Here is a 25195-nt window from a genome sequence, read left to right on the forward strand (position 1 = left end):
CCTGATGTAGTAATGTCTATAGGTAAAGTATGCCGAGGTACCTCAGATTGCGTTAGTCACAAACGTCACCAATCGCGTATGACAATTGTCATCAGTTCACTTAATGAAGCCTATTAACTAAGTCTGTCGTGCTTTTTTCGCTTTTCGTTTGTTTAACACTGAATCACCATCTTCCTTAGACAGCATTAAGCTATCGTAAATGCTGACAAGTGCTACTGCGGCCATAAACATCATAGATAGCGTAAACGTTTGTAGGTTTGGCATGTTGGCGCTTTGTCCAAGAATGAATGCTGCAGCAGCGATAGCAAGCGCAGAAAGCGTAATGCCAAGACCGCGGTTCATTTGCATTAAAATAGCGCCTAGCGTGTTTGCGTCTCGCATTTTATTGGGGGGGACGTCGGCAAAAGCAATGGTGTTTATTAACGTTAAGTGCATTGAGCGAGTAATACCGTTAACAAATAAAATAACGGCAATAGTAAATGACGATGTGGAGTGATTTATCATCGCGAACGCCACAAAACCAAGGGCGATGAGCACGCCGTTTACTACAAGCACGCGTTTGAAGCCGAAGGTATTCATGATCCACGTTGTCGCTGGCTTTATCGCTAAGTTTCCAGCAAACAGCCACAGCAACAGTGAGCCGGCTTCTACAGGTGAGTAACCTAATCCAAGCTGGAGCATGAGTGGCACAAGAAACGGTGCACTGCCAAGTGCGACACGCATCACAGAGCCGCCAAACACAGTAAGCCGGAAGGTTTTGTGTTGCATCGCATCGAAAGAAAATAGTGGATTCTTGGCCGTTTTTACGTGTTTGACTGCCAATACCATGAGTACTAAGCCAATAGCGATGATGCCAAGTGGTCGAATAAGCTTGTCGCTGGTACTAGCTAAAAACTCGATCCCCGCCATAAATAGCGCAAAGCCGATACCGGTGAGTAAAAAGCCTTTAATATCGAATTTACCTACATTGCCTTTAATGTTTTTAAGGAGATACAGTGACGCGATGATAGCGATAATGCCCAGTGGAATATTCATATAAAAAATCCACTGCCAGCTGAAATGAGTGGCGATGTAACCGCCTAGCACAGGACCTAGTAGCGGTGCGCTTAACGCAGGCCAGGTTATAATGGCCACGGTTTTTACCAGCTTTTCCTTTGGCAAGTCCCGCAGAACCACTAATCTTCCCACGGGAACCATCATTGCCCCGCCTAAACCTTGAAGAATTCGAGATAAGGTAAATTCGAATAAGCTGGTACTCAGACCACAAAGCACCGAGGCAAAAGTGAATACGGCAATCGCTGCTACAAATATAGTGCGTGCGCCAAATTTATCGGCGGCGTAACCACTTAATGGAATAAAGAGTGTTACGGCTACCAAGTATGCCGATACACCAATAGATAAGTGGGCTGCCGGCACATTGAAGTCGGCAGCAATGACAGGTAACGCCGTGGTGATAACCGTGGCGTCTAAAATTTCCATAAAGAGTGCCCCTGCAACCAAAAGGGCAGTGGCGAACTCTCTATTGAACAATTTCAAAGGCTCTAACTACGCGCGCGACACCCGTAATATTACGAGCAATATCTACAGCGGCTGTGGCTTCTAAATTGGTTAACCGACCCATCAGGAATACTTCTGAATCTTGAACCACTACCTTAACTTGTAGAGCAGGCACTCGTTCGTCTGCCACAATTTTAGTACGCACTTTTGACGCTAACCACAGGTCGTTGGCTTGTGTGCCTGCACCTATCGCCTCGCCAATTCTAATTTGGTTGTGAATTTTTTTGATATAGCTTACTTCTTGGGCGCGGCGCACAGCTTCGTCAACTAAGCCTTGGTTTGGCGCTTGCCCGGTTAGCAACGCTACACCGTTATAAACATCCACTTGCAGGTTAGCCTGCTCTTTAAGCGCATCGCTTTTAGACCATTGATACGACACCGCAGCATCGGCATTTTGGTCATCAAGCTGCGTGCCCACAGTACGTCTGTCATTAGCCACTTTCGCAGCCATGGCGCCTGCAGCTCCAACGGCCACTACACACCCTTGTAATGTAAGAATTAGGGCTAATAAAGAACCCAGTAGTCCCAAATTTTTCACTTGTGTCCTCGTTATCTGTTTTATACCAATCCGCATAGATCATTGCCCACTCAGAAGGGGCTGGCAAGCTTCATAGCTGCATTCTGGGAATTTGAAAGGGAACAGCCATTCCTGCATTCCCACGCTTTGCTATGAAGCTTGCCAGACGTTCCCGAAGGGCGAGTTTAAAATGTTCGTACTCTTTGTTGTGTCACCTTGATGTAGAACCACTATACCTACGGTAACACGCCGCGATTACGAACATTTTAACTCTCGCTGAGTGGGTAATTATCTATGCGGACTGGTATTACTACTCGTCGCCGTGATCGGCAGGGAATAAGCTGTCGTCAATGCATTCACATAAATTGTGAATTACCAGTAAATGAACTTCTTGAATACGCGAAGTGCGGTTTGACGGCACGCGAATTTCAACATCATGTTCACTTAAAAAGCCCGCCATTTCACCGCCGTCTTTGCCAGTAAGCGCGACAATGGTCATATCGCGAGATAATGCCGCTTCCATCGCTGCTATGACGTTACGAGAGTTACCACTGGTTGAAATAGCCAACAGTATATCTCCGGGTTGGCCGAGCGCTCGTACTTGCTTCGCAAATATTTCTTCGAAGTTATAGTCATTCGCAATAGACGTCAGGGTTGAGGTGTCTGTGCTTAATGCGATTGCCGGTAAGCTGGGACGGTCGCGCTCGTAGCGATTGAGCATGTTGGAAGCAAAATGTTGCGCATCACCTGCAGACCCGCCATTACCACAGCTCAGTACTTTATTACCTCTAATTAAGGCTTCAACGATCATGTACGCCGCTTTCTCAATATGCTCTGGCAATATTTCCGATGCCGCTATTTTGGTTTGTATGCTCTCGGTAAAATTCGCTTTTATCTGTTCAATCATGTGTCATCTCTTTGTTTTCACCAAATGGCAGACCATTTAGTGAAATTTTTTGCGCTGCATTACAGCGCCTTGATTTTTGTAATGGCCAGTATCTGAAAGTCAGAGGTTTAAACTGTGGCCTCAGCGCGAGAGAAAAAGGCCTAACGTTTATCGCTCGCGATAATCAACCCGCATTTTCTATTGAAGCGTGCGAAAAAACTCAACCAAGTTTCTTGCTTCATCTTCAACTTTAAAATTTTTCACAACGTGTTCGCGCCCGGCTTTGCCCATTTCTGCAAGTTTGTCCATATCCGAAAGCAGCAAATCCATCTTTTCTGTGACAGCTTGCTGATCTTTGGTAGGTACAATATACCCATCAACGCCTGGCCTAATGATGTCTTCCCATGCGCCCGCCTGAGTAGCTAATACCGCAGCTCCAGCACTCATGGCTTCAGGTACAGTTAATCCAAACCCTTCGTTATAGCTAAGTGCACTTACTAATGACAGTGCACTGAAGATTCTAGGAATTTGCTCAAACGGCAATTCACCGGTGAAAACAATTCGGTCAGTTAACCCGGCTCTAGAAACTTTTTCTTTAAGCTCGTTTACAAATTCTTGGTTACTCGAGGATATGGCACCTACAACTACTGCGTTCACGTCAGGGTATTTGGGCAATACTTTGATGCACGCTTCAACAAATAGATGAACGCCTTTTTGCTCTCTAACTCTTCCCAGAATACCAATGCCGTACTTGCCGCCGTAGCCTAATGCTTGCCATGCTTCTTGCTTGTTTTCTGCTGGCGTGTAGTTGTCTATTTGCACACCGTGTAGATTTATCTTGGCGGGGGGCTTATTTAGATATTTTGCAGAGCGATTACTCATTGCAATAACCGCATCCATTTTATTGCTTAACCACACCGTAGAAGCCGAACGCTTTCGCTGAGCGGCAGAGCTAAATACAAGCTTTATTTTGGCGCGAAACACGTATTTGAGGATCACACCCTGAATCATCTCGTCAACGCGACGTGCATGAAAAATTCGCCACTTACCATTACTAAGCGGGCGTCGACACATTTTTGCGACCTCCCAAAAAGTAATAGTCATTGATGGGTCTGGAACAAAATGCTTGCCCATTATCCGCAAATTAATCATATGCTTCTGTAGCGATGTTACTTGCAGCATCGTAGACGTTACGCCAGAAAAATTAGAGCTGGAGTTGCCGACTATTAGCTCTATTTCTTGGTTATCAACGCTGCTGGACGAAACCTTGTTGTTGGGATGACTCATTATTTGTGGGAACCTAAGAAACTTTCATCAAACCGATGAAGGGTTGCAAATCATAAGATAAAACAAACGGAATACTTCTGACATAAAGACATTTTCATCAATATCGGCCACGCCCATCGTTGGCGTACGCTTCTAGCCCTCTTTGGGGGACATCAGTTTAAAAGCTGGATATTGTCAGTCTTTAGCCCACGTTCTTCAACCACTGAAGGTTGTCTCCGTCTATGGCAACAACGTCTATTCGCAGAGAAGTAGACGCTGGATTTAAGCCATTATCTAACAAATAGAAATCAAACGCAGCCTGAATTCGCTGGAGCTTTTTGGCAGTCACAAACTCTAGAGCACTGCCAAACTGATTTCGTCTTCGGTATTTAACTTCAACGCACACTATGGTGCTGCCGTCTTGCATAACAATGTCGAGCTCGCCACGCCGAGTGTGGTAATTTCGGCATCGAAGAGTAAGGCCTTGTTCCATCAGATATTTACAGGCCTTGTCTTCTGCTGCACTCCCTTGCAGTGTTGACATAATTTTACTCCGAAAGCATTTGAACTTTTTCGTTACGAATAATTGCCTGAGGCTGTTTGCGTATTACTTCACCTTGTTGATTAAGGGAAAGTGTACCCGTTAACCCTTCGTATGAAAGATATTTCAGCGTGTTAAGCATGCCTAGCTGAGGCAGCAACTGATAGGCATCAAAACCGAACGCAAATAAACGTTTTTGCATAGTATTTTGATTTTGCCAAGCCTGTTCAATCTCCTGCTGAAGAGGTTGCCAACTATGTGAAGGCATTAACCAAGGCATGTCGATAAAGTGTACATTCTGCAGGTCACGCCATTGGTTTTTCCCGCTGTCGTAATCCATTGAACGAGAGGTGGCATACACGGGGACTTGTTTGCCATCGTATGGGTTTAAGCTCGCTTCGATAATGGGGTTAAGCAGTTCTGTGTCTTGAGGTGAGGCAAATGCAACAATGGCATCAATATCACGCCTACTGCGAGGCATGTTGTACACTTCATCATTTGTCATGTACTCAATTTGATTGATACGCTCGTTGCTTTGCGCCACATCTAGCGCCTGTGTAATTCCCTCTCGAAGTGAATTACTGTCGTTAAACGATACCGACGTTATGTTGGCGCGCTGCTTGTTTTCCTGATTGTTGAGTATTCGCCAGTGCTTTTTAAAGGTGTCGTCCATTCGCTGGTACAGACTGCTTTGTGCGGCAATAACGATAGGCGCACGATATCCTTTATTAAAGATAAATTCAGCAAGCTGCTTTGCTTCATCTTCTGGTGCTAGCCCGTAATAATTCAGCGAGGTAGGCAAGCCTAATGAGTGGAGTTCATTTTGTGTGTCATCACCTGCGAGACCTGTACCAGAGGCAAGAGCATCATCGGCTACCGCCGGATTTGACGATCCTGTTGCCAACCCTTTAGTAGACGCATTGTCTGGCAATTCGTCAGGCCTGTTTAATGCAAGTACGTTCACACCAAGCGGCAAACTGGGAATTAAACGTTCAACAGTGTCTTTTAAAAGAGGGCCAATGATGAACTTGGTATCGCCAATTTCGCTGAGTAAATGCTGTGTATCTACTTCGTTGGTGTCGATAAAACGAAGACGAGGTAGAAGGTGTTCATCTTGGCGCTTTTCAACATCGGTGTAATAAGCCGCCATGATGCCATTTTTAACGACTTGTCCTGTGCGAGCTAACCTGCCAGAAAGTGGTAGTAAAACCGCAATGTCGTTGGCGCCAGCATCGGTAAGCTGGGTTGCTTCAATCACGTTTTCAGGCAAAGCGTTTTCTAATACATGACCGCGATAAACCTGCTTGAATTGCTGCAGGCTTTTGGCTAATTTTTCCGGTGACGACGCGTTTTCTTCGGTTAGTTCGCGAAGAGTAATGAAAGGAGACAGGTCGGGATAAGCACTGCCCACTGAATCAAGTGACGATGCTGGAATGGAGGTAATCCACTGCCAAACTTGTTGCACTTTTTCATCGTCAGTAAGATTGGTCTTTAATACGCTATTCGCTGCCGCAGCCAGGTTGCCTTGCTGCGTGAAGAGCTGGGTTTGAAGCTCCGCTTTTTGGAATGCGGTTTCGCCTGTACCGGTTACGCCATCCAACATAGCCAGCAATTCTTCTGCCGAGGCATCAGGCATTCCCGCATAGGCTTTGGTTACCAGAAGGGAGTAATAAGATTGATTTTCCCCTGAAATACCATCTTCTTTTACCTCATATAGCACTTGCTGAGCCAAAACGGGCTGTTGATTTTGAAGGTACAGGTCAGCCGCTTGCAGCAACAGCGTATCGCGCTGTTCTTTGTTGCGGGTGCGCTCCCAAACTTTTTTTGCTTCAAGGAGTTTGTGCTCAGGTGTGACGTTATCTTCAACCTGTGTGGTTTCAATTGGGGTAGGTTGCACTACCACAGGCTTTGACTGGGTTTTAGGTGTACTTCCACAGCCCGTTAGCACCAATACAGAAGCGACGGCTGATAGCGTAAAGATTTTTCCAGCTTGTCCAATATGACGCACAGTTTCATTCCTTTTACATCGTTATAGGCCAAGTTTATCTTAACCAGTGTGAAAATCTACGCTTGCCAGCATAATCTGGACTAATGGCGTGATACACTTATCGCATATTCTTTAAAAATAACGTAAGACTTAACCACTGTTATGACAGACACCGCCACCTTATATATTGTTCCAACACCTATTGGTAATTTAGACGACATAAGTGCCAGAGCAATACGCGTATTAAGTGAAGTAAGCTGGATCGCTGCCGAGGACACCCGTCACAGCGCTCGACTCTTACAGCACTTTAGCATTGGAACGAAAACTCTTTCTCTGCATGAGCATAACGAAGATAAGCGCACAGCAATGCTTTGTGAGCGTTTAAAGGGCGGCGAGTCGGTAGCATTAATAAGTGATGCTGGAACACCGTTAATCAGCGACCCGGGCTTTGTTTTGGTACGCAAGTGCCGTGAGCAAGGTATTCCGGTTAGCGCTCTGCCGGGCCCATGTGCTGCAATTACAGCATTAAGTGCTTCGGGACTGCCAACAGACAAGTTTATATTTGAAGGATTCCTACCGGTTAAAGTGCAGGCACGTGAAAGCGTGTTGTCAGCGCTAATAGATAGAACGTTCACCACTGTTTACTATGAAGCCCCACGACGAATTTTAGACACCGTTACTGATATACAGCGCGTTCTAGGCGATCGCCAGATTGTGGTAGCGAAAGAGCTATCCAAAACCTTCGAAACCTACGTGAGTGGCAGCGCGCAAGATGTAATTGATTATCTCAATGCGGATGTTGCGCACCAGAAAGGCGAATTCGTCGTCATGATTGGCCCTGCGAAGGTAAGTGACCAGGCGATACCCAGTGAGGCAATGTCGTTGCTAAGTGTATTGTGTGAGCACATGCCGCTTAAAAAGGCCGCGGCGGTGGTCGCCACTCACTATGACTTGAAAAAGAATGCGCTTTATCAAGCTGGGCTAGACGCAAAAGCGTAAACACGTTGTTGATCTTAAGGGCCTTAGAATAAATACAAAGGAGTGTAATTCACGTCAACTGCCCAGTTCAAAAAGGACTGAGGTTTATGGAGGCTCATATGACAAAAACACTCAAAATCACCATGTCAGAAGGAAAATGGTTAGTTGATATATTTTCTCAAGCTAACGACTCAGGTGTTTACGACTTAATCCACCCTAATACCTTTGCGGAAGTTTCTCTAAATGAAGGCGAAATGTACGGCTTTCGTTATAGCCTGCATGGAAAAGCAGGAACGTCATTTAAAATTGAGTTAGATGACGAAGTACTGGCTGAAGGTGAGATAGACAAATCTGAGGCGGCGTCGGGAAGTGGAGTTGTATAGTCACTAACCCCATCGCGCCGCCATAAAAATCAATGCGCGATGAATTCCTACGTTGTTTACTTGAATGCTAAGGCCTCGCTTCGACCTGAAATCAATTCAGTTTTTCCTTTTTCAGGAAATAATGTGAGCGAATTAACGTTTTGTGGGTCTTAGTTAACAAAGAAAAAGAAAAAATTTCGTAAAAGAATAGTTTTTATTGGTATTATTTCAATATTCCTTTTGCATTCTTTTTCTTTGTAAATTCATTTTCTTATATTCAACGGCATTATCATGTTTCAGCATTTCATATTAACGCGCTTTAATCTTCGAAAAAAAGGTTGGGATGAGACCAAATCTCAATCCAAAGTTTTAACTGATAGCTGGATGGAAAACAGATTGAAGCTGTTTGAGCAATACTGTTATTCGTCTATAAAATCTCAAACGGTAAAAAACTTTGAATGGCTAGTATTTTTCGATACGAATACACCAGAAATTTATCGCGAAAAAATAAACGAGCTAGCTTCAAAATTCTCCAATTTTATCCCTATTTACGCAGACGGAATGGAAAACTTTTACCCGTCTATAAAAAAAGAAATAGCGTCCAGATTAACAGCCCCCTTTCTTATTACGACGAGGCTTGATAACGATGATAGCCTTCACCAAGACTTCGTTAAAGAAGTACAGAATCAATTTTCAGAGCAATCTTTTATGGCAATTGACTTTGTTGACGGATATACGCTGCAGGTAGCGCCTCGTGTAAGGCTAGGCCTGCACTCACATGTGCATAATCCGTTTATGAGTTTAATTGAAAAAAGTGAAGATTTTAAAACCATCTGGTGTCAAGAAAGGCACGGATATTGGAGTGGTGTAAAAGAACTGACGCCTGTCAGAGGAAAGCGAATGTGGATGTCGATTATTCATTTTGAAAACAAGGTGAATGAATATAAAGGCTATGGAAATGTTCCCAAAGAAAGGGTTGAAGATTTTAATTTACACCCTGCTGCCCTTGAAGACGTTATTGCAAACGTTGAAGATCCCAAAGTCAGTAGAAAAAGCGCGCTAAAGCATAAAATTAAGACAAATTGGAAGGTGAATTTTAAGCTGATGAAGAGGGCGTTATTTTCTTAAGTAGTTATCTAAAACTACTTAGTGTTCGCATCAGTCTTCTCTGGTGACTATTAACTCATATTTGGGTTTAATATTAACCTGAGAAAAATGAGGGGTTCATTGATTAAGGTGAATCAGATAGTAGGGAATTTACTGTGTGAGCCGTGTAAATTAGCAAGCTGTTTGTTTAATCAAACAGCTTGCCCGTAAAAAGGCTTATGAACAATTAGCCAATTACAAAAAAGCTAATTAAGACAAACGACCTTTAAAGTCTTCGTAGCTGAATTCGCGAACCAGCTCAAAGTCGCCGTTAGAACGCAGAATGCCGATAGCAGGATGTTCTACACCGTTGAAGAAGGTGGTTTTTACCATGGTGTAATGCATCATATCCTCAAACTGTAATCGATCGCCGGTCTTAAGCAGCGCATCGAATGAGTAGGTATCAATGACATCGCCAGCAAGGCACGAATTGCCACCTAGCTTCACATTATATGCTTTTTCATTAGGCATACCCGCGCCCAAAATTGTAGGGCGATAAGGCATTTCCAGCACATCTGGCATATGTGCAGTAGCTGAAATGTCTAGAATAGCGATATCACCGTCATTTTCTACCATATCAACCACTTCGCAAATTAATGGCCCTGTCTGCCATGCTACCGCAGACCCTGGCTCAAGAATTACGTCTAGGTGTGGGTAACGGGCTTTAAAGTCTTTTAGTGTTTTGATGAGGTGCTCAACGTCATACCCTTCACGGGTCATCAGGTGTCCGCCACCTAGGTTTAACCACTTTAATTGACCAAGCCATTTGCCAAAACGCTTTTCAATGGCTTCAAGCGTGCGTGCAGTAGCAAAAGAATCACACTCACAAAGGTTGTGGCAGTGAAAACCTTCAATACCCGATAAGTCTACGCCTTCTAGCTCACTAGCGCGTATGCCTAAGCGCGAACCTGGTGCAGCTGGGTCGTACAGTGGTGTATCTGCTTCTTGATGCTCAGGGTTTATGCGAAGGCCTAACGACACGCCTGCTAGCACGTCTTTATGCGCGTTCCACTGGGTCAAACTATTAAAAGACAGGTGATTAACAAGACCCGCCAATTCCTTTGCGTCATTAACCTTGTACGCAGGAGAATATGCGTGAACTTCTTTACCCATCTCTGCAGCAAGTTTCGCTTCCCAAACCGAACTGGCCGTTGCTCCGTGTAAGTACTGTTTGATGATGTCGAAGCAAGACCACATAGAAAAGCCTTTAAGCGCCAAGATAATACGCGCGCCAGATTCGTCTTGAACCCGTTTCATCAGCTCAAGGTTTTTAATTAATTTTGCTTCTTCCAGCACGTAGCAAGGAGAGGGAATATCAGTACGTTGAGTTAAATCGGTCAATGGGATAAAGCTCCAAAAAATAAAACGGCTTTCAACATTTATCAAACGCCTAATGTATTACATTACAGGTCGTAGCTCAAAACTACTCTGTGTCCTACATTCCAGTAATCTGATCTAGATTTAAATAGTGGCGTTAATAAAAAAGGGCGCTTGAATTAAGCGCCCTGATGTTTCAATTATTTAGTGAAAGGGCTACCTTCACATTCGAGTACGTGCCATGGCAGACCATGCTCGTTAAGCATATCCATGAATGGGTCTGGATCGAATTGTTCCATGTTCCATACACCTGCTTCTTTCCATGTGCCGTTAAGCATAAGCGCTGCGCCAATCATCGCAGGAACACCTGTGGTGTAAGATACGGCTTGCGCGCCTACCTCTTCGTTACATTTCGCGTGGTCACAGTTGTTATAGATAAAGATAGTTTTTTCTTTGCCATCTTTAATACCTGTGATGTAAGTGCCAATGCACGTCATACCGCTATAACCTTCAGCAAGTGAGCCTGGGTTAGGAAGTACGGCTTTTAAGAACTCTAGTGGTACAATCTTCTGGCCTTGGAATTCAACTGGCTCAATGCTAGTCATACCAATACCTTCAAGTACACGCAGGTGGTTAAGGTAAGCATCGCCAAAGGTCATCCAGAAGCGTGCACGCTTAAGGGTAGGGAAGTGCTTAACAATAGACTCTAGCTCTTCGTGGAACATCAGGTAAGATGCGCGAACACCAATGTTTTGATAGTCCAGATCTTCACGTACGCTTAACGGATCGGTTTCTTTCCACTCGCCGTTTTCCCAATAGCGACCGCGTTGGGTAATCTCACGAATGTTGATTTCAGGGTTGAAGTTAGTCGCGAAAGCCTGGCCGTGATCGCCGCCATTACAGTCTACGATATCAAGATAGTGGATTTCGTCGAAGTAATGCTTAGCTGCATATGCTGTGTAAACGTTAGTTACACCTGGATCAAAGCCACTGCCAAGAAGGGCCATAATGCCCGCGTCTTTAAACTTGTCTTGGTAAGCCCACTGCCACGAGTATTCAAACTTCGCTTCGTCTTTAGGCTCGTAATTGGCGGTGTCTAGGTAATCAGTATTAGTTGCAAGACATGCATCCATGATTGGAAGGTCTTGATATGGCAACGCAAGGTTGATTACTAGGTCTGGCTTTACTTCGTTGATAAGTGCTTCCACTTCTTTTGCGTTGTCGGCATCAACAGCGAAAACACCCTTAACGCGATCTGCACCTACTTCTTGCTGTAGCGCTTCACACTTAGATACCGTGCGGCTTGCTAAGTAAATTTCGTCGAAATGTTGCGGTAAACGTGCACATTTTTTCACAGTTACCGACGCAACACCGCCAGCACCAATAATTAAAACGCGAGACATAATAACTAATCCCTAATTTTGCTAATGAATTTTGGGCTGAATGCTAGCAGACCAATGGGATTTGGCAAGCAAAGACAGCCCATGACAGTACAAAAAATTTTAATCGTAACAACGAATGTAAAAGGTATTGCACACCTACTAGCGGCCTACCTTTCAAAGCCCTCATTATTGACCGTTTATGGTTCACGCCGAGATACGTCGTTCAATAAAAGTTTGAGCTGATACGAAAGCAGACACGTTTTAAAGTTAATAACGTGTCTGCAATTCTGCTCGGTTTAAAATATAAAGTCGCTCGAATTTCAGCGGGTAACCGTATCAATTGGTGGCGATATGACTACCTTATCATCAACTTTGTAATAAGGGTAAAGAATCAAACGCTCTTCATGATTTGGTGTAGCAGTGGCTATGGCAATGGCGTCGAGGGTTTTACTGTCTTAGGTATTAACCGCCGCAGCATAAACCAATACGCTATAGCTGTTGGTGTCGGTGGTAGTGTCGATAATTCGCCACTGAAGCTGCTCGATAAGCTGCGACTCGCGCTTTTTACCTTGCGTTTCGTCGTTGAAAATACAACCTACCCGGCCGTTTTCATAGATGGCCGCAAAAGGATAAAACACATCGCATACGGGTAACATAAGCTCACATAAGCTTAGTGACTTCGACACGAGTACGTTTAATGGCGTTGGCAATGTAACTGGACGGTCGATCATAGCGCATCTCCTGTGAGTTAGCGTTGCTGGACACTTGCTAATACCTACGCTTACTACGTCACATTAGTTTAATATTCACCATTGCGATAGCTAAACATTACCATTTCATACTAAAAGATTAAGAGACTAATCCTAAGACGATTGCTTTTTATCGGTTGTTTTTCAACGCGACTTAATAGTTCGGCGATAAGGAAGTGGATATTAGCTTTAAGGCGCTAAAAGTTGTTTTCGGTATTTCAGTGGTGTTGTTGAGTACCACTTTTTAAAGGCGTGGGTAAATGATGATTGTTCCTGAAACCCCAATAAATCTGCGGTATCAGCGATAGAGTGATGTTTCAGCAGATCATCTAGGCGGGCTTTGCGTTCGCTATTGAGAATTTGTTGAAAACTAGTGTCACTTTGCTTCAACTTTCGCTGTAAGGTGCGCGGACTGATAAAAAGTGCATTGGCTACGCGTTGCTGATCGCAGCCTTTTAAGGTTGGATTGGCTTTTAAAAGCGCAACGACTCTATGACTTATGTCTTCATGCTGATTGGCGTAGAACTGGCTATTGGCAAATTGAACACGGTCGCCGCCTTTGCTCGCCATTAGTTCTTCTTCGGATACTTTTACGAGCGCACTAAACATCGCTTTGTTCTCGCTGGTAAATGGAATATGTAAAAGGTGCTGAGGAAAAATAATGGCGTTGGTGTTGGCGTTATCAACCACCTCACAATTGAACCACATCGCTAGCATGGCTTTTTCCGAATCGCTCAAAGGAAACGTAAAGGTGACGGCATTTAGTTTACAGGCAGAACCTAATATCTTGTAGACGGTTGCTACCCAGGCTGTAGTGTTGCGCAATACCATCTGCTTGCAATCGGCGCTTTTGGGTACCCACTCAACGCGGGTATTGTCAGGTTCGAAAAACACGCTGGTGGTGCCGATGTCAGCGACTAACGCGTCAAAGCGGGTAAGCGCATTTATGGCTTGAGCCAAGTTTTCGCAGCTTTCAACAAGGTAACCCAGCACCCCGTAATCTTTCGCCTGAATATGTTTACCTAATTCAAAACCAAATAACGAATTGTTGGTTAATGCGACCCCTTGGTTTAACAGCTCAACGTATACATCCATATCAACACGTGAAGAGCCAGACAGTGAGTCATGCTTTTGGGTAGTTAACGAAACATTGTCGGCATTAACGCCTAAGCTAACTAAATAGCTCACCGTACTTTGGATATAGGCTGAGGAAACTGATGGCATATGCTTGTCGCAAAATAACAAAAACACTGTCGCATTAACGCAAGATAAAATAGAAATGTCAATTTATGCTAGGGCCTGTTGACCTTTGGTGTACGAATTTTGGTCTAAATGGAAGCCTTTTAATCGCGAAACAGTCCTGCAAGCCTAGCGGGCTAAGTTAAAGGACTGTGACAAAGAGTAAAAGGCTTCCATAACGACCCCTTCGGGCAGCGCCTTTGTGCCATCTATACTGCGTTGAATGTTCTCGATTTAGAACCACTAAACCGTCAAACATTCGCCTTGTCTAGATGGCACACAGACCGCTGCAAAAATGTACAACAAAGGTCAACAGGCCCTAGGAGCCGTCAAAAAAGGAAATAACGTAGATGGTTAACGTTTACTACCAAAAAAATATTGCTGCAACGCCCAAAGAACTGCGCGATACACTCCTTGATCACCAGAATTTAAGCGATTTTTTCAACGCGTCGTTTAAGGTATTGAAAGCAGAAAATGATAATGAGATTAGCGGCGGAAAGGGCTGCGTAAGAGAAGTCACTATTCTGGGAGTACGCTTTAAAGAAGAAATTGTTCGTGCAGATACCAACGGCATTGAGTATAGAGTGGTTGATGACTTCCCAGTGAAGGCGCACAGGGGCGCTATTGCGTTCACGCAGCAAGAAAATGCAACAAACGTTTCTTATCGCATTGCCTGTCGGGCGCCCTGGTATATACCAAACTGGTTACTGACGCGCCTGTTGCAAAACGATATTAAGCAATGTCTAGATAAGTTAGGAGCACGCTTTGATCCCCGTTGAACTTATTTTGCTAGGCTTGAGCCCTGTATTTTTACTGTGTGTTTTTGTTGAATTTAAAAAAGCACGACAGTTTTACAATGTAAAAGACAGTGCAAATAATGCCTTACTTGCATTACTTCATCAGGGCTCTGATGCCTTGGTCTTGCTTCTACTAATGCCTTTCTTTATTTGGTTGCACCAGTTTTCACTATTTAAAATAGAGCTTAGCGCACTGTCACTTTTTGCAGGTTTTATCCTTCAAGACTTTTTGTACTACTGGTTTCATCGTGCTTCACACAACATACACTGGTTTTGGCTAGCGCATGTGGTACATCACAGCTCGACAAAAATGAATTTCACAACGGCTTTTAGGCAAAGCGTTTTGTATCCTTTTGTGGGCATGTGGCTGTTTTGGGTACCAATGATTCTTATTGGTTTTTCGCCAAGTCTGGTCTTTGCCATTGTCGCCATCAATCTGGCTTATCAGTTTTTTGTACACACTCAAACGATTGGAAACCTAGGCTGGCTAGAGCGTATCTTCAATACGCCTACGCATCACCGTATTCATCATGCAACGAATAAACCATACATCGATAAGAATTACGGTGGCGTACTTATTATATGGGATAAGTTATTCGGCACTTTCGCTGAAGAAGACAAAACGATAACGATAAAGTACGGCATTGTAGGAAAAATGCCTAAGGACAATCCTCTTAGCGCCAACTTCAGTCAAATAGGTGTGCTTCGTGAACAGCTTCAGCACGCAAAAGGGATAAAAGCAAAGTTAAAGAGGTTGTTTGGCTATCCTGTCGCAGATTGATATTAATGGTCTTACACAATCAAAGTACTAGATGGATTGCTAGCGCTACCTAGGGCCTGTTGACCTTTGGTGTACAATAAAGGTCAATAGGCCCTAGAGAAGCGCTAGCCTTGGTATGGCACTATTCTTTACTAGCAATTTTCTGAAGGTTGCTGTGAATTTTGAAAAGTACGATAAGCAGTTCGCACCATATTCTTGCGCCAATACAGCCAGACACGATAATAAATAGGCCGTATAAAAAACTCGCGTCGTACCCTACAAACATCGTTGTTACGCCACTTACCACAGATCCTAGAAGCAATAGCCAGTACACGAAAGTGATAATCTTAGGGGTTAACATTGAGTCGAAGAAGAAAATATCTTTCATAATCATTCCTTGATGAAGTTTGCAGGTAGCAAGCGCTAATGTTTATGCCGCATCCTGCGACAAACTTCTTGTTGTTATCGTTGTTTAGTGTTTAAAAGAATTGTGAGCAAGCTCACAGGGATAGTTGTAACACCGAAAGGTTGTGAGCGCAACACTCTGTTATAAAAGCGTTTTATCTTGCTCCTTGCAAGCCGCCTGTGTGCAGTACAACAATGCGTGACCCGTCTTCAAACATACCTTTGGCCAGCATATCTTTAACTGCCCAAAAGGCTTTGCCGGAATAAATAGGCTCGATATCAAAATCGAAAGTACTATTAAAATCGTTGCAGAAGGTTTGAAGCTCATTTGGCGCTTTGGCGTAACCACCGAAGTGGTAGTTGTGTTCAATATGCCAATTTGATCGCCCAAGCGAGGCTGGAAGAAATTGTTCGACTAATCCTTCTAAGTAGTCTTCACCCTTCAGCACGCCAACACCGACAGCGTTGCAACCAGTGCGATGGAGAGTGTCTTTCGCATTATTTTCATTACGTTTATTTAATGCACTGACTATTCCCGCCAAAGTGGCTCCACTGGCGACAGGAGCGACAATAAAATCAAAATCTATGTTGATTTCATCAACCATGTCCTTTATCCCTTGGAGCGCTTGTGCTTGGCTTCCGCCCTCAGGAATGATCATCGCGTCAGGTTGCTGCTGCTTAAGATGAAGTAGATATGCGCTATCGTTTCGCTTTTTGTAAGTGACTCGGTCTACATATTCGATACGGGTGCCCCAACTTTCCAAATCCTCAATCATGGGTGTAGGTGCAGCGCTGTAGTCACCGCGAATAACGGCGTTAAAAGGAATGCCCAATTTATAACAAACAAAGCCTAGTGCATGCAGGTGGTTAGAAAAACCGCCGCCGAAACTCACTATCGTTTTTGGCAACGGGCTGGTGAGCGCATGACTTAGCTTTCGCCATTTATTACCTGACATTACAGGGTGAATAGCATCATCACGTTTAACAAATAGCGATACCTTGCTGGCACCTTCCCAATTTGGCTTAAATGGGACTAGCGGTGAGGGCAGGGTTAATGACGATTTAAATGCATCAAGGGGAAGCACAACGAGAGCCTAGTATCAGTTGATCAAATGTGTGAAGGCAAGAGTATAACCAGATAGAAATTCAATAAAAGACCTGTAAAGTTTATTACGCTAATAAGAGCATAGTTATGGTTATCAAAATGTATGGCCTATGGCGCCAGTTGAGAGCTAAATCCTTATCAATGCCCCCAGAAAGTGCCAGTGGTGTGTGGGGATATTCGATGTATAGCGCTAGCATGGCTGCGAAGATGTTTTCCATCATTCTTTTTGTTTCGTTATCAACAAGCGGGCTAACCATGTCAAAGAATGCGGTTGCGCAAGAGCCAGATGCTAAGCACATCAGCAATTATGTTCCCAATGCAAAGCTCGTTGGAAAAGGAATGTTCTCTTACTACTTCTGGGATGTGTATACCGGTGAGCTTTATGCGCCTGAAGGTGAATACGCCAACCAGCCCCCCTTTGCACTAAAGTTAACGTACCAGCGAGACTTGGAAGGCAAGAAAATTGCCCAGCGTTCTATTGATGAAATGAAAAAGCAAGGAGACCTATCGGCTGATGATTCAGACAAGTGGCTTTCCCTAATGAATAGTATCTTTCCTGACGTCAGCGAGGGCGACGTCATTACCGGTATCGCTACGAAAGATGGCACGAGTGTGTTTTACGTGAACGGTGAAAAGGCTGATGAAATTGAAGACAAAGTATTTACACAGCGTTTTTTTGATATCTGGCTAAGCGATAAAACGTCTGAGCCAAAATTTAGAAAGAAGTTATTGGGAAACGGATAAGGGCAACGCTTTATTAGCATTACGCCAAGTCTATCTCGTCAATTGATTAAGGTTGCGAAAGTGATAAAGAATACGGTGAAGTTTGTTTTAGGAATCGGAATTGCCACTTTAACGGTGGCAGGGCTATCCGGATGCTCTGTTTCAGTCGATGGTGAAGACTACAGGTCTGTATCGCCTGTTTTCGATATTGAGCAATTTTTTGATGGGAACGTTAAAGCCTGGGGCATTGTTCAGAACCGCTCGGGCGAGGTGGTGCAAAGGTTCGTAGTAGACATCGATGGTTCAGTAGATGGCGATACGTTAACCCTTGATGAATCCTTTAATTACGGTGTGGGCGACGGTCCAACGTCCCGTACTTGGACCATCGTAAAGCAGAGTGATAATAGCTATGTGGGTCGCGCGAGTGACATTGATGGTCCAGCCAAGGGCACAAGCTTTGGCAACGCATTTAACTTTCATTACGAGATGGATTTGCCGGTGGATGACACTACCTATTCAGTGACGTTTGACGATTGGTTTTGGGCATTTGACGACAGTACTATGATGAACCGTTCGTATATTCGTAAGTTTGGCATTGTGATGGCAGAAGTCACCATATTTATGCAAAAACAAACAGACTAATACGCCATTCACCTCGTTTTTTGAAAAATGCTGGCCAGTAGATTTACTGGTCAGTGACTTGTTACTCGTCGGCCCTCCATCTTCATATATTTCCGTTTTCGTTTCACATTTGAAACTAATCGACATTTACTTTGGCATTACCCGTGAGGTGGCATTTCGTTCCATGCTAATGTAAGCGTTTAATTCGTTATTTTTCTTTGCTTAGGAGCGTTCATGAAAGTTGCATTGATGATGGAAAACAGTCAGGCGGCTAAGAATCCGGTAATATTAAATGAGCTCACAAGCGTGGCGGACTCACTGGGACACGCTGTATTCAATGTGGGTATGAACAGCGAAACTGATCACCATCTTACCTATGTGCACTTAGGCATAATGGGAGCTATTCTACTCAACTCGAAAGCTGTCGATTTTGTGATTTCAGGCTGTGGTACGGGTCAAGGGGCTATGATGTCATTGAATGCTCATCCAGGCGTATTTTGCGGTTATTGTATCGACCCTTCAGATGCATTTTTGTTTAACCAAGTTAACAATGGAAATGCGTTAGCGTTACCTTTTGCAAAAGGCTTTGGATGGGGCGCTGAACTTAATGCGCGTTATATCTTTGAGAAAGCGTTAACAGGCGAGCGTGGCGCGGGCTATCCCGTTGAACGTAAAGAACCTCAAGTACGAAACGCTGGTATTCTCGCAGATTTGAAACGTGCGTTGGCTCCAGAGATCTACGTCGATTCACTGAAAAAAATGGACGTTGAACTGGTTAAAACAGCCGTATCTGGCGAGCGTTTCCAGCAGTGTCTATTTGACCACGGTCAAGATGAAGAGATTAAAGCGTACGTGAAGTCGCTGTTAGCGTAAGCGACTGGCACAAATCACAACGTTGAAAATGTAGGATAAAAACGCTGATGCTAAGAAAAAAGCGTCAGCGTTTTTTTATTTTTTGTCGACAAAAGCAATAGTCCAAAGTTTAACGCTTAAACGTAAATACCACACCTAACCCGTGCCCTTTAACTAGCGGGTCGTGAATAAACCAAATGTGGCCGTCGTGTAACTTCACAATGGCAGACACGAGCGATAAGCCCAACCCATTTCCCTTACTGGTTCTACTGCCGTCTGCCCGATAAAATCGGCGCTCCAGATTCACAATTTCATGTTCACCCACGCCAATTCCCGCATCGTTCACAGCAATCACGATATGACTTGCCGTGGTAGAGAGCTGTACGGTGACCACACTGTTTTCGTTAGAGTACTTTATGGCGTTGTCTAACACGTTAGCTACAGCTTGAAATAGCAGGTTAGGATCGGCAAGCATTGTAACTGCATCGAGCTCGCTCGAAAGGGTAATGTCGCGCTCTTCTGCAAGGGGGTGATACAGGTCAACCACGTCCTCTACGATGGCGCGTACGTCAGTGGAACAAAAGCCTTCTTTCTTATTGGTGGTTTCAAGCCCACTTATGCGTAACAAGCTGTTAAACATGTTTAGAAGGTTGTCGGCTTCTTGAGTTGTATCTTCCCTTAGTTGAGTGTCTTCGATTTTTTCTAGCGTGTTACGAAGTCGAGATAATGGAGTGCGAAGGTCATGGGCGATGCTATCGGTCACTGACTTTATATTGTTGACTGAACTCTCGATAGTATCGAGCATTTGATTAAACACAAATGACAAACTGCTCAGATCGTCCCAATTACTGTCAATTTCTAAACGCTCTTGCAGGTTTCCCGTTTTGATAATCTTATCCGCCGTTTGCGACATGCGGTTAATTCGATTAACCACGTAAACGGCTATAGCGAAGCTCAGCACACTCAAGGTACAAAGCAACACCACAATGATCCAGCTGAACGTTTTACCAAACCACTGTGCGCTGTATAAATCGTCAATGCCACGACCAACGTAAAGCACGTGATCGCCAAGGGTTACTTCTCTCATAAGTGCTTGGCGCAGCGTTTTTCTCGTTGTGCTATTGGGGCGGGTGATAACTATTTCTGCGGTAGCAAAACTGGCGCCTTTGTGGCGCTCAAGAACAAGGGGAATTGACGACAAATTGCCAGCCACAACTTGTTCATCTTTACTCAGTGCAACAAATGAACGTAGGTGGTCGGAGGCTGAGGTGATTGTTGAGCCATTTGGCGAATGTTGGCCATTGTCTTTGGCTATCGCTAACTTAACCGCGTCAATACCGAGGTTTTCATAGAGAGTAATAAGCGCGTTTGTTTTGGCATTAACGGCAGCATTCGATTCCGAAATAAACAAGTCGCTGCTCGTTAATCGCCAAAAATAAACAATTAAAACAATGGCAATACAAGCTAGAGTGGTGAGCAATACGCCTACGCGAAAACTTGAACTACGCGTAAAGTCGCGTATTGCTATCATGCAAGCCCATCCGCTATTCGATACCCTGTGCCTCTTACGGTTTCGATAAGCGGGACATTAAACGCCTTATCCACTTTTTGACGCAAGCGGCTAATGTGAACATCTATCACATTCGTTTGCGGGTCGAAATGATAGTTCCAAACCTGCTCAAGCAGCATGCTTCGCGTCACGACTTTACCCTTGTGACGGAGCAGGCATTCAAGCAATTGAAATTCTTTAGACTGCAGGTCGATCTCTTGATCGCCACGCAATACTTTGCGGTTAACCAGGTCTAGAGTGAGGTCGCCTACTTTTATCAGCGTTTTGTCTTCACCTTCTTTGTTACGACCTGCAAGGCCCTCAACGCGAGCAAGTAACTCTTCAAAGGCAAAAGGCTTAGTTAAATAATCATTAGCGCCTGTGCGAAGGCCTTTGACCTTGTCTTCAACCTGACTTTTTGCACTCAGTAATAAAACGGGCGTTGTGTTGCCTTCTTCGCGAAGTTTTTCTAAAACAGAAAAACCGTCGAGTTCGGGCAGCATCACATCCAGAATTACGGCGTCTAATTCGTTACTTGACGCCTGTTGGTAGCCTGATGTTCCATCACCTACAGTAATACACTCATGCCCTTCACCCAATAGTCCATTTGCAATGTGCGAGGCAACCTTTGGATCATCTTCTACAAGTAGCACTTTCATTATTACGCTTCTTTTGTTTATCAACAGTCACACACTTGTTTGGCGTTGCTGTCGCCATTATGTGGCGATTAATCGTCAGCAAGCAAAATCAAGCAGTCGCAAAGCAGTATCGCTTTCACATGCTTTTACGAGTGTTAAGTAACGAAACGATCACTTTTAAGCTTTTTCGCATGTAGCGACAATTTGTTCAGGTGTCTAGTGCCCTAGAGGGCGCATGCACAGTGCGTTGGCTTGCTCTACACTCTTGAACTGCGCTCTCAAACTGTACTCTTGAACTGTACTGGGACCCGGTCAACGTGCACCTTAATCAAACACTTAACTTAATTAGCCTCTGTCAAAACGCATGCTGGCGTTATAAGGCGTGAAGTGTTGAACATCGCCTCGTGCACATTTTTCCTGAACTTCGTGCCAATATTCAGGGGTCATCAAATCACCGTGTAACGATTTAAGTACATCTTTGAACTTGCGTTTACCTACAATGAAATGCTCAAACTGTTCAGGGAATACGTCGTTAGGCGCTACCGAGAGCGTATCAATAGCATAAGGATCGTCAGATTTCGGCAGGGATCTAAAATTGCGCTCATTCATTAAACAAATTTCATCATAGTCGTAGAAAATAACGCGGCCATGACGGGTAATACCGAAGTTTTTATGTAGCATGTCGCCAGGAAATATGTTGGCCATGGCAATTTGCTTAATGCACAGTCCAAGCTCATCTAGTGCACGGGTAATTTTCTCTTCATCTGTTTCTTCTTGTAGATACAGATTAAGCGGCGTCATTTTCCGTTCAATGTACATGTGTTTAATGATGAGTTCAGATTCAGTGAATTCTAGGCTCGATGCACACGTTTCTTTCAATTCTTCAATAAGTTCAGGCTCAATTCTGTCTAGCGGAAACCTGAAGTTTACGTACTCGTGGGTATCTGCCATTCGACCCACACGGTCTGACATTTTCACTAACTTATAGCATTCTTTAACGTGTTCACGCGTGATTTTTTTACTCTCTGCAAACTCGTCTTTAATAATCTTAAACACCACGCCATAAGAGGGCAGATGAAAAACCATCATGACCAGGCCTCGAATGCCAGGGGCCGCCTCAAATTTGTCGTCTGACTCGTCCATGTGCTGCAAGAAGTTGCGATAAAACACTGTTTTACCGTGCTTGTAGTGTCCCATTGCCATGTACAGCTCGAAGTGCTTTTTATTGGGGAGAAGCTCTTGAAGAAAGGCGGCAACTTCCGCAGGGTTTTGAGTGTCAGCCATAAAGTAGCTGCGAGCAAAACCGAAAATAACGCTTAAGTCTTTGCGATCAGTTAGCAGCGCATCCACAAACATATGGGGTTCGTTATAGCGTCTCATGGCGATAACAAACGGCAGCGTTTCGTCGGGCATGCAAATTCGCCCAATCAGGTAAGCGGCTTTTCCTCTAAAAAACGTAGGCTTAAGGATTTCCACAGCTTGAACGCTGGCTAGCTGTTCCTTGTTCAACCGAGCGCGAAGCGCGCTTTCAAGGTTCTGTAGGTCTCGCTCGAAGTTTTCAAACGGAATGTTGTATCGATATATCTTAAAAATTGACTCGTACATTTCACGCACCGAGGTGGTGGTGTCGAAGCTGTTAATCACTTTGTCTCTGTCTTGCCCGGGTAAGAAACAGCGGCTGGGCAAGACAAACATCATATCGTTATCGATTTTTCTATGTTTAAACAAGCGGCCAATTACAGAGTTGTAAAAGGTTTCGGCTAGCTCAAATTGCGGGTGGCCTTCTAGCTGTAATGCAAATACTTTCTTAAGCTCTTGCCAGAAAGCGTCGTCTTTTTGATGTACTTGAGTTAGCTGATAAATTTCGGCGACAGCGTCTGACAGGCTTTGCTCGTAAATGGTTATTCGCTCTTTAGAGGCAAGCTGAGTTTCTTTCCAATTTCCCTTTTCGAACCTTTCTTGAGCGCCACGTGTGATGCGCGTGAACCAGCGGTAACTTTTATCGAAATGAGACAGAATTTGGTAGGCGACTTTTCTCACCAAACTCTTATCTTGACTAGCAGCGAACTCTTGCATGGCCGTGGGATCCTTATTCTGTTACCCGCTATATCTACCACAAAATAAATTGCTTGAAGAGTGGAGATTGGTACAAATAGCGATTAAGTTACCAATAATCAGCCACTTTTTTGTTTTCTTATACTTTTGTTTAATGTATTCTGTTGACGGATTAATAACCAATTATAAGTTTGTATTTGATGGGTTTTAATATTCTTATTTGTGATGACTCGGCGTTAGCACGCAAGATGGCAAGAAGCAATTTGCCGGACGGTTTTGCTGAAACTATTTATGAAGTGTCAAATGGTATGGACGCTTTAGAAGTATTAGCACATCACACAGTAGATTTGGTTTTACTGGATCTTACCATGCCTGTTTTGGATGGTATCAGTGTATTAAGTGAAATAAAACGCCGTCAGCTAGAAACGTTTGTTATCGTCGTGTCTGGCGATATTCAGCCAATGATGAAAGAAAAAGTGATGTCTTTAGGTGCACTGGGCTTTATAGAAAAGCCGATAAAACGGGACGTACTAACGTCAGTTTTGCAGCGCTTTGGCTTTATTCTTCCCGATACTTACAAACCAGCGATTGCGGTTTAAGATTTTAACGACTTATAAAGAGCGTTGTAAAAAGCGTTGTAAAAAGCGTTGTAAAAAGCGTTGATAAAGGTTGATGAGAAAAATTGATGAAAAGGGGCGAACTGCGGTTCGCCCTTTTTCATATGCGCTTAGTCAAACCAGTGGCGCGTTTTGTTCGCAAACCACACTAGCGAAAGCATAACGGGCACTTCAACTAATACACCCACCACAGTGGCAAGTGCTGCGCCGCTGTGTAAACCAAATAGGGAAATAGCGACGGCTACCGCCAATTCAAAAAAGTTAGACGTACCAATCATACATGCAGGTGCTGCAACATTATGCGGCAGTTTCATATGTTTTGCCGCAAAGTAAGCAATGGCAAAAATACCGTAAGTTTGTATTAGTAGCGGTATTGCGATAAGCACGATGTCTTGCGGCTGCGATAAAATAGTTTCGGCCTGAAGACCAAACAAAATAACAATAGTGAGTAGCAGGCCGATAACTGAAAAGGGTTTGAACTTGCTAACCAATGCGTCAACAGCGCCATTTCCTTGTGCGTCATTGCCTTTATTTTCCAAGTGACGGCGCGTGATATAACCCGCGACCAATGGCAATACAACATACAGTGCAACAGAAAGCAGCAGGGTATCCCATGGTACGGTTATATCTGTTACGCCCAGCAGCATGGCGGTAAGCGGAGCAAAGGCAACGACCATAATCAAGTCATTAATTGATACCTGGACTAACGTGTAGTTAGCATCCCCTTTGGTAAGGTGACTCCACACAAATACCATCGCTGTACATGGAGCGACGCCCAGTAGGATCATGCCTGCAATGTACTCAGTGGCCGTTTGCGGATCTACCCAGTCGGCAAAAATGCCCTTAAAAAATAGCCAACCCAATAGTGCCATAGTGAAGGGCTTTATCAGCCAGTTAATCACCAAGGTCAGTACAAGGCCTTTCGGCTTTTTACCCACGTCTTTAATTGAGCCAAAGTCTATTTGTACCATCATTGGGTAAATCATTAGCCAAATAAGTACTGCCACTATCAGGTTTACGTGCGCATATTCAAGCGCCGCAATAGACGCAAATACACCCGGCATGGCATAGCCTAGGCCCACTCCTGCAACAATGCAAAGGCCAACCCACACTGATAAATAACGTTCAAAGAAACCCATTCTGATT

The 25195-nt window shown here is 44.2% G+C and carries 25 protein-coding genes; 9 read left to right on the plus strand and 16 right to left on the minus strand.

All coding sequences use genetic code 11. The annotated features are described in order from the left end of the window. Positions 1–117: 117 nt before the first annotated feature. The 6 genes from MHM87_RS08025 to MHM87_RS08050 form a co-directional block, all read right to left on the minus strand. Positions 118–1500 (minus strand): MFS transporter, encoded by a 1383-nt coding sequence (locus MHM87_RS08025; RefSeq protein WP_343213321.1) that lies wholly within the window; start codon positions 1498–1500, stop codon positions 118–120. 19 nt (positions 1501–1519) lie between these two features. Continuing rightward, the gene (locus MHM87_RS08030; RefSeq protein WP_014950523.1) at positions 1520–2095 is read right to left on the minus strand and encodes a BON domain-containing protein; all 576 of its coding nucleotides are present in this window, start codon (positions 2093–2095) and stop codon (positions 1520–1522) included. Positions 2096–2384: 289 nt separating this feature from the next. After that, positions 2385–2981 (minus strand): phosphoheptose isomerase, encoded by a 597-nt coding sequence (locus MHM87_RS08035; RefSeq protein WP_014950522.1) that lies wholly within the window; start codon positions 2979–2981, stop codon positions 2385–2387. A gap of 177 nt (positions 2982–3158) precedes the next feature. Further along, a complete protein-coding gene (locus MHM87_RS08040; protein ID WP_039226230.1) occupies positions 3159–4247 on the minus strand; it encodes a glycosyltransferase family 4 protein in 1089 nt (362 codons plus the stop codon). A 181-nt stretch (positions 4248–4428) separates the two neighbouring features. Further along, on the minus strand, positions 4429–4770 hold the full coding sequence (locus tag MHM87_RS08045) for a YraN family protein (RefSeq protein WP_014977255.1): 342 nt from the start codon (positions 4768–4770) through the stop codon (positions 4429–4431). A gap of 4 nt (positions 4771–4774) precedes the next feature. Continuing rightward, on the minus strand, positions 4775–6775 hold the full coding sequence (locus MHM87_RS08050; protein ID WP_239258513.1) for a penicillin-binding protein activator: 2001 nt from the start codon (positions 6773–6775) through the stop codon (positions 4775–4777). Between the two features lie 141 nt (positions 6776–6916). On the opposite strand from MHM87_RS08050, the gene rsmI reads away from it, so the two are divergent. The 3 genes from rsmI to MHM87_RS08065 all read left to right on the plus strand — a co-directional run bounded on the left by rsmI (position 6917) and on the right by MHM87_RS08065 (position 9222). After that, entirely contained in the window at positions 6917–7753 is an 837-nt protein-coding gene (gene rsmI / locus MHM87_RS08055; RefSeq protein ID WP_014980129.1) for a 16S rRNA (cytidine(1402)-2'-O)-methyltransferase, read from the plus strand. Between the two features lie 98 nt (positions 7754–7851). Continuing rightward, positions 7852–8115, plus strand: coding sequence for a hypothetical protein (locus MHM87_RS08060; RefSeq protein ID WP_014950517.1), 264 nt, complete (start codon positions 7852–7854; stop codon positions 8113–8115). Between the two features lie 270 nt (positions 8116–8385). Next, on the plus strand, positions 8386–9222 hold the full coding sequence (locus MHM87_RS08065) for a glycosyltransferase (RefSeq protein ID WP_014950516.1): 837 nt from the start codon (positions 8386–8388) through the stop codon (positions 9220–9222). Between the two features lie 228 nt (positions 9223–9450). Here the strand turns inward: MHM87_RS08065 and nspC are convergent, their stop codons facing one another. The 4 genes from nspC to MHM87_RS08085 all read right to left on the minus strand — a co-directional run bounded on the left by nspC (position 9451) and on the right by MHM87_RS08085 (position 13912). Next, positions 9451–10581 (minus strand): carboxynorspermidine decarboxylase, encoded by a 1131-nt coding sequence (gene nspC / locus MHM87_RS08070; RefSeq protein WP_239258516.1) that lies wholly within the window; start codon positions 10579–10581, stop codon positions 9451–9453. A 176-nt stretch (positions 10582–10757) separates the two neighbouring features. After that, positions 10758–11960, minus strand: coding sequence for a saccharopine dehydrogenase family protein (locus tag MHM87_RS08075; RefSeq protein ID WP_014950514.1), 1203 nt, complete (start codon positions 11958–11960; stop codon positions 10758–10760). A 434-nt stretch (positions 11961–12394) separates the two neighbouring features. Continuing rightward, entirely contained in the window at positions 12395–12670 is a 276-nt protein-coding gene (locus MHM87_RS08080; protein WP_239258518.1) for a hypothetical protein, read from the minus strand. Positions 12671–12877: 207 nt separating this feature from the next. Beyond that, positions 12878–13912, minus strand: coding sequence for an AraC family transcriptional regulator (locus MHM87_RS08085; RefSeq protein ID WP_239258520.1), 1035 nt, complete (start codon positions 13910–13912; stop codon positions 12878–12880). Positions 13913–14277: 365 nt separating this feature from the next. On the opposite strand from MHM87_RS08085, the gene MHM87_RS08090 reads away from it, so the two are divergent. Together MHM87_RS08090 and MHM87_RS08095 are read left to right on the plus strand one after the other, a co-directional pair. Then, positions 14278–14706, plus strand: coding sequence for an SRPBCC family protein (locus MHM87_RS08090; RefSeq protein WP_061095759.1), 429 nt, complete (start codon positions 14278–14280; stop codon positions 14704–14706). After that, entirely contained in the window at positions 14693–15505 is an 813-nt protein-coding gene (locus tag MHM87_RS08095) for a sterol desaturase family protein (RefSeq protein WP_239258522.1), read from the plus strand. Before MHM87_RS08090 ends, MHM87_RS08095 begins: the two co-directional genes overlap by 14 nt. Positions 15506–15626: 121 nt before the next feature. On the opposite strand, the gene MHM87_RS08100 is transcribed toward MHM87_RS08095, so the two are convergent. Together MHM87_RS08100 and MHM87_RS08105 are read right to left on the minus strand one after the other, a co-directional pair. Then, a complete protein-coding gene (locus MHM87_RS08100; protein WP_120961858.1) occupies positions 15627–15872 on the minus strand; it encodes a DUF4282 domain-containing protein in 246 nt (81 codons plus the stop codon). 172 nt (positions 15873–16044) lie between these two features. Beyond that, on the minus strand, positions 16045–16974 hold the full coding sequence (locus MHM87_RS08105; protein WP_239258524.1) for a pyridoxal-phosphate dependent enzyme: 930 nt from the start codon (positions 16972–16974) through the stop codon (positions 16045–16047). 107 nt (positions 16975–17081) lie between these two features. Here MHM87_RS08105 and MHM87_RS08110 point away from each other — a divergent pair, with 107 nt between their 5' ends. The 3 genes from MHM87_RS08110 (at position 17082) to MHM87_RS08120 (ending at position 19211) form a co-directional block, all read left to right on the plus strand. Then, a complete protein-coding gene (locus MHM87_RS08110) occupies positions 17082–17738 on the plus strand; it encodes a chalcone isomerase family protein (protein ID WP_239258526.1) in 657 nt (218 codons plus the stop codon). A 60-nt stretch (positions 17739–17798) separates the two neighbouring features. Then, positions 17799–18359, plus strand: a complete 561-nt coding sequence (locus MHM87_RS08115; RefSeq protein ID WP_049586013.1) for a DUF3833 domain-containing protein — start codon at positions 17799–17801, stop codon at positions 18357–18359. 213 nt (positions 18360–18572) lie between these two features. Beyond that, positions 18573–19211, plus strand: a complete 639-nt coding sequence (locus tag MHM87_RS08120; protein WP_239258528.1) for an RpiB/LacA/LacB family sugar-phosphate isomerase — start codon at positions 18573–18575, stop codon at positions 19209–19211. A 109-nt stretch (positions 19212–19320) separates the two neighbouring features. On the opposite strand, the gene MHM87_RS08125 is transcribed toward MHM87_RS08120, so the two are convergent. The 3 genes from MHM87_RS08125 to aceK form a co-directional block, all read right to left on the minus strand. Further along, positions 19321–20721 (minus strand): HAMP domain-containing sensor histidine kinase, encoded by a 1401-nt coding sequence (locus MHM87_RS08125; protein ID WP_039226263.1) that lies wholly within the window; start codon positions 20719–20721, stop codon positions 19321–19323. Further along, positions 20718–21398: a response regulator transcription factor gene (locus MHM87_RS08130; protein WP_014950502.1), complete on the minus strand. Its 681-nt coding sequence runs from the start codon at positions 21396–21398 to the stop codon at positions 20718–20720. Before MHM87_RS08130 ends, MHM87_RS08125 begins: the two co-directional genes overlap by 4 nt. Positions 21399–21722: 324 nt before the next feature. Continuing rightward, on the minus strand, positions 21723–23453 hold the full coding sequence (gene aceK, locus MHM87_RS08135; RefSeq protein ID WP_239258530.1) for a bifunctional isocitrate dehydrogenase kinase/phosphatase: 1731 nt from the start codon (positions 23451–23453) through the stop codon (positions 21723–21725). Positions 23454–23632: 179 nt separating this feature from the next. Here aceK and MHM87_RS08140 point away from each other — a divergent pair, with 179 nt between their 5' ends. Further along, positions 23633–24031: a response regulator gene (locus tag MHM87_RS08140; protein WP_239258532.1), complete on the plus strand. Its 399-nt coding sequence runs from the start codon at positions 23633–23635 to the stop codon at positions 24029–24031. 128 nt (positions 24032–24159) lie between these two features. Here the strand turns inward: MHM87_RS08140 and arsB are convergent, their stop codons facing one another. Continuing rightward, positions 24160–25188 carry an ACR3 family arsenite efflux transporter gene (gene arsB, locus MHM87_RS08145; protein WP_239258534.1) on the minus strand — a complete coding sequence of 343 codons (1029 nt, stop codon included), beginning with the start codon at positions 25186–25188 and terminating at the stop codon, positions 24160–24162. Positions 25189–25195 lie beyond the last annotated feature (7 nt).

The sequence above is a fragment of the Alteromonas sp. Cnat3-28 genome, from assembly GCF_022348265.1.
Classification (GTDB): domain Bacteria; phylum Pseudomonadota; class Gammaproteobacteria; order Enterobacterales; family Alteromonadaceae; genus Alteromonas; species Alteromonas macleodii.